This is a genomic window from Roseisolibacter sp. H3M3-2 (genome assembly GCF_029211165.1).
In the GTDB taxonomy this organism is placed as follows: domain Bacteria; phylum Gemmatimonadota; class Gemmatimonadetes; order Gemmatimonadales; family Gemmatimonadaceae; genus Roseisolibacter.
The window spans coordinates 1-2470 of sequence record NZ_JARGEK010000538.1; the positions used below are offsets into that span (position 1 = coordinate 1).

A 2470-nucleotide genomic window follows, 5' to 3' on the forward strand; every position below is an offset into this window, starting at 1 on the left:
ACACGGCGGCGGCGCGGCGCCACCGCCTGCGCGCCGGGCGCGCGACCGCCAGCGCGCGCCGCATCGAGCGGCGCCGCGAGGAGTGCGCGCGCGACAGCACCTACTTCGCCGGCACGCGCACCCGCTACGACGGCGCCCTGCGCGTCGCGGTGCGGATGCCGTGCGACACGTCGAAGCTCTCCAACTCCCCCGACCTGCCCGGGTCGATCTACGAGCCGGGCGAGGCGGTCTTCGGCGCCGGCGAGCGCGATGCGCTGCTCGAGGCGCTCGACGACTTCGGGCTGCAGCCGGGGTGGTCGCCGCAGCGCCCGCGCGTGCGCACGGGGCTCGACCTGGTGCGCTTCAACCGCATCGAGGGGCTGTCGGCGGCCGCGGAGGCGACGAGCGCGCTCGGGGCGGGGTACACCGCCGCCGCGCAGCTGCGCCTCGGCACCAGCGATCTCGTCCCCAACGCCGAGCTCTCGCTCACCCGCAGCACCGGCGCGAAGTCGCTGCGGCTGGGCGCCTTCCACCGCCTGGGCGTGGCCAACGACGACTGGGGCTCGCCGCTCTCGCTCGGCGCCTCGCTGGCCGGGCTGCTCTACGGGCGCGACGAGGGGTTCTACTACCGCACGTACGGCGCGGAGCTGAGCGGGACGCGCGAGCGCCTGCTGGGGAACACGCCGCTGCAGTGGCGCCTGTTCGCCGAGCGGCAGCGCGAGGCGACGCGCGAGCTGTCGCAGACCTTCACCGGCGCCGACTTCATCGAGAACATCCGGGCGCAGCAGGCGTCGCTGGCGGGCGCCGGGGGCGAGCTGTCGCGCACCTTCGGGATCGACCCCGAGGGGTGGCGCCTGTTCACCCGCGCCCGCGCCGAGGGCGCCGTCGTCGACTGGAGCGGCGCCGCGGCCGACGCGGGGCTGTCGGCCGGCTACGGGCGCGGGGTGCTCGACGCGACGGTGTCGCGCGGCTTCGGCCGGTTCGCGGCGGCGCTGACGGCGGCCGGCGGCGGGATCGCCGGCGACGCGCCGGTGCAGCGGCAGTTCTACGTCGGCGGCTACCAGACGGTGCGCGGGCAGTTCGCGCGCCCCGACACGGCGGGCTACGCCGGCAACGCGTTCTGGCTCACGCGCTCGGAGCTCGGGTTCAACACGACCAGCGCGCGCCCGGCGGTGTTCTTCGACATGGGGTGGGCCGGCGACCGCCGCGACCTGTCGCGTCCCGGGCGCCCGTTGAGCGGCTACGGGGTGGGGCTGTCCATCCTCGACGGGCTGTTCCGGATGGACCTGTCGCGCGGGCTGTATCCGCAGAAGCGGACGCGATTCGACCTGGCGCTCGACGTCCGGTTCTGATCGCCGCAGCGGGCGGATGAGTTCGGAGGGGGCCGACGCGTTGCCGTCGGTCCCCTTCGGCGTCCTGTGGCCGAGGCCGTCAGCGCAACGCTCGACGCGCCCACGACTTCCGCCCGTCTGCCGCATGCAACACCCGATGCACCTCCGCGCCCGGTCGCGCGCCGCCTCGCTGCTCGTCGCCGCCTCGGTCGCCGCCGTCGGGGCGTGCGCCGGCGACTCCGCCCCCGCCGAGCCGACCGATCCGGCCTGCGTCGCGCAGCCGTCGTGCGGCGCCGACCTCGCGCTCGCCCTGTCGCCCGCGCTGCTCGACGCGGTCGAGGACGCCGGGACGCGCCTCGTCGCCGCGCTGGACCTGCCCGCGGACCGCACGCGCATCGGGACGCCGCTCCAGCAGCTGCGCGCCGCGCGCGCCGCGCGCGACGCCGCGGTGGCCCGCCGCGCGCTCACGGCCACGCGCGACGCGCTCGACGCCGTGGAGCGCGGCACCCCCGGCGCCGCCGTCGAGGTGGCCGCCATCCGCCTGGCGATCGCCCCGCTGGTCGAGGCGCTCGCGCTGCCGACCGTCAGCGTCGGCGCCGCGGCGGCGCCGGTCGCGGCGCCGGTCCGCTAGCCCGCCCCTCCGTCCGACCCTCCCGCCCGCGGCGCCTCCCGCCGCAGGCGCATCCGCCAGCCTGCCGCTCCCCGCCATGCCCTCCCGCCGTACCCGCGCCGCCGCGCCGCGCGCCTCGCGCTCCCCGGACCGCCGCGCCCCCGCCGCCGCGGGGCTCCTGATCGCCGCCTCCCTGTCCCCCCTCGCGCTGCGCGCCCAGGCGCCGGCCGCGAGCGAGCTCGGCGGCGCGCCGACGTCGGCGCTGCAGCTCGACACGGCGCGCGTGCAGGTGTGCGTCGTCCCGGGGAGCGGGACCACGTACCGCGTCGGTGCCGCGGGGCTCCCCGCGAAGTGCCTCAAGGACTCGCACACCCTGCTGACGCTGAACGCGCAGGGGACGCCGGGCGAGAAGGGGGCGAAGGGCGACGCCGGCGAGCGGGGGGCGACGGGCGAGCGCGGGGAGCGTGGCGAGCGCGGCGAGACCGGAGTGGCCGGCGCGGCCGGCCTCGCCGGCGCGCACGGCGCGACCGGAGCGCAGGGCCCCGCGGGG

Annotated in this window: 2 protein-coding genes and 1 pseudogene; all 3 read left to right on the forward strand. The window is 78.6% G+C overall.

What is annotated here, in order from left to right:
* Positions 1-1331 (forward strand): BamA/TamA family outer membrane protein (locus PYV61_RS24160; RefSeq protein ID WP_275836433.1); only part of this gene is annotated, 1331 nt, incomplete at its 5' end.
* 136 nt (positions 1332-1467) lie between these two features.
* On the forward strand, positions 1468-1941 hold the full coding sequence (locus PYV61_RS24165; RefSeq protein WP_275836434.1) for a hypothetical protein: 474 nt from the start codon (positions 1468-1470) through the stop codon (positions 1939-1941).
* A 76-nt stretch (positions 1942-2017) separates the two neighbouring features.
* Positions 2018-2470 (forward strand): annotated as a pseudogene (locus PYV61_RS24170) (hypothetical protein); the annotation flags it as partial.